Genomic DNA, 3,164 nt, shown 5'->3' with positions numbered 1-3,164 from the left:
TCGCCGGGGCCGAACGCGTCGCCCGGTGAAATCAGGCCGCGCGCAACGGCCTCCAGCTCGACTTCGCTGACATAAATCGGATCGCCATTCACCGTGACGGCGGCTGCGGCCTCGACCTGAATGACGGGTTCTTCTTCGACTGGCCGGTTGCAGGCGGGGACCAATAAAAGCGCGGAAGCGGCAAGCAGTGCAGGCAAAGCGCGGGAAAAGGGCTTCATAAGCAGCACGGTAAAGTCTCCTTTAGGCTGAGGGCGCTGCATTGACACCCCAATGCGGCGTTCTTAAGTCTGACCCGAACGCTGGTCGAGGGGTTTCAGCCAGCGAGTGTGCTGTGGGAGAACCCACAAATATTCTGCCGGTTCCGCTGTCAGGATTAGAGTTTTGTCGCCCCAGATCAATTGGTGCTACCTGATATGCTTTCTGTTGCCCGCAAGATTTTCGGTTCAGTTAATGATCGCAAGCTGAAGCCGCTGCACGCGCGCGTCAACCGGATCAACGCGCTCGAGCCGATGATGGAGGCGCTCTCCGACGAAGCCCTACGCGGCAAGACGGACGAATTCCGCAAACGCCTCGCCGATGGCGCCACACTCGACAGCCTGCTTGAAGAAGCCTTTGCGGTTGTCCGCGAAGGCGCACGACGCTCGCTCGGCATGCGCCATTTCGACGTTCAGTTGATGGGCGGCATGGTGCTGCACTCCGGCAATATCGCCGAGATGCGCACGGGTGAGGGCAAAACACTGGTCGCGACGCTGGCGGTTTACCTGAACGCGCTTGAGGGCAAGGGCGTTCACGTCATCACGGTCAACGACTATCTCGCCAAGCGCGACGCCGAGTGGATGAGCCAGGTCTATGGCTTCCTTGGCATGTCGACCGGCATCATTGTTCATGGCATTTCCGACGAGGAGCGCCGCAAGGCCTACGCGTCTGACATTACCTACGGCACGAACAACGAGTTCGGATTCGACTATCTGCGCGACAATATGAAATACTCGCTGGACCAAATGGCCCAGCGCGAACACCATTTTGCCATCGTCGACGAAGTCGACTCCATCCTGATCGACGAAGCGCGCACGCCGCTGATCATCTCCGGCCCGACCGATGATCGGTCCGAACTCTATATGGCGCTTGATGCCCTGATGCCGCGCCTGACGGATGAGGATTACGAACTCGACGAAAAACAGCGCTCGGTCACGTATACCGAAACCGGCACGGAAAAGATCGAAGGCTGGTTGACCGAGGCCGGCACGCTGGAAGGCTCCATGTGGGAGCCGGCGAACATCTCCATCGTCCACCATGCCAATCAGGCATTGCGCGCTCACAAACTGTATGCGCGCGACAAGGATTATATCGTCAAAGACAGTCAGGTTATGCTGATTGACGAATTCACGGGTCGCATGATGGAAGGCCGCCGCCTGTCAGAAGGCCTGCACCAGGCCATCGAGGCCAAGGAAAAGGTCGACATCAAGCCGGAAAACCAGACCCTGGCGTCGATTACGTTCCAGAACTATTTCCGCCTCTACAGCAAACTGGCCGGCATGACCGGTACGGCGCTGACCGAGGCCGACGAATTTGCCGATATCTACAATCTCGGTGTCATCGACCTGCCGACGAACAAGCCGATCCAGCGGATTGATGAGGATGATGTCGTCTACCGCACCGCAAGTGCGAAATATGCCGAGATCGTCAAGGACGTCCGCGAGTGTCATGCCAAGGGTCAGCCGGTCCTGCTCGGCACGGCGTCGATCGAAAAATCCGAAGTCCTGTCGAACCTGCTGACGACCGCCAAGATTCCACACAAAGTGCTGAACGCGCGCCACCATGAGCAGGAAGCCCAGATCGTGGCCAATGCCGGTGTGCCGGGCGCCATTACCGTTGCCACCAATATGGCCGGACGCGGTACCGACATTCAGCTCGGCGGCAACTTCGAAATGCGCGTTGAACAGGAAAAGGCCGAACAGGAAGCCAAGCTTGGCCGCGAACTGACCGAAGGCGAATTGTCCCTGCTGACCAGCCAGATCAAGGCCGACATCGAGGTCAAGAAAAAGCGGGCGCTGGACGCTGGCGGCCTCTACGTTCTGGGTACCGAGCGTCACGAGAGCCGCCGGATCGACAACCAGTTGCGCGGCCGAACAGGCCGTCAGGGTGATCCGGGCAAGTCCAAATTCTACATTTCCATCGAAGACGACCTCATGCGCATCTTTGCGGCAGAGCGGATGGACAATGTTATGCGTCGCCTTGGCATCAAGGAAGATGAGGGCATCACTCATCCCTGGATGAACAAGGCGATGGAAACATCGCAGAAGAAGATTGAACAGCGAAATTTCGAGATCCGGAAGAACGTCCTCAAATATGATGACGTGATCAATGATCAGCGTAAGGCCATCTTTGAGCAGCGCATGGAATTCATGCGCGCCGAGAATGTCTCCGACACGATCATTGATATGCGCGAAGACGTGATCAACGGCCTGATCGCCCGTACCATGCCCGAGAAGGCCTATGCCGAGCAGTGGGACATGGATGGGCTGGCCGAAGCCCTGCGCAATGATTTTGCCGTGGACATGCCTGTGAAGGATTGGGCCGCCGAAGAAGGCGTTGCCAATCAGGAAGTGGCTGAGCGCGTTCACAATGGAATCGCCAAAGTCTATGAGGCGATCACAGAGCAAGTCGGTCTTGAACAGATGCAGCGGATTGAAAAACAAATCCTGCTTCAGGTCCTCGACATGCGTTGGCGCGAGCATCTCCAGATGATCGACCAATTGCGGTCAGTGATCCATCTGCGCTCCTACGGTCAGCGCGACCCGCTGAACGAGTTCAAGGAAGAAGCCTTCAACTTGTTCTACAATTTGCTGAACGAGTTGCGCGCGACCGTGACCCGCTCACTGATGCATATCCGGGTTCAGACACCGGAAGAAAAACAGCAAGCGCAACAGCGACGCCCTGTGCCGCAAGCGCCGGCGCCTGTTCCGCCAATGCGCGAAACGCATCTTGATCCGGATACGGGCCATAATGAGATGTCGAGCGACGATACGCCGCCGCCCGGACCAGCCCTGCATCAAGCAGAGGAAAGCTGGGCCAGCACGCCCCGCAACTCCCCCTGCCCATGCGGCTCCGGCAAGAAGTACAAGCATTGCCACGGCGCCCTGACCACGCAGAAGGCCTAGTCC

At 58.1% G+C, this 3,164-nt stretch carries 1 protein-coding gene and 1 pseudogene; one reads left to right on the top strand and one right to left on the bottom strand.

The window, feature by feature from the left end:
• A pseudogene (locus B4F73_RS00010) lies at positions 1-227 on the bottom strand (hypothetical protein); the annotation flags it as partial.
• Positions 228-413: 186 nt separating this feature from the next.
• Between B4F73_RS00010 and secA the strand changes: the two are divergent.
• The gene (secA, locus tag B4F73_RS00005; protein ID WP_290480006.1) at positions 414-3,161 is read left to right on the top strand and encodes a preprotein translocase subunit SecA; all 2,748 of its coding nucleotides are present in this window, start codon (positions 414-416) and stop codon (positions 3,159-3,161) included.
• The last annotated feature ends 3 nt before the right edge of the window (positions 3,162-3,164 follow it).

It is taken from the genome of Hyphomonas sp. UBA3601, assembly GCF_002375605.1.
In the GTDB taxonomy this organism is placed as follows: domain Bacteria; phylum Pseudomonadota; class Alphaproteobacteria; order Caulobacterales; family Hyphomonadaceae; genus Hyphomonas.
This window is presented reverse-complemented; position numbering and strand designations above follow the sequence as displayed.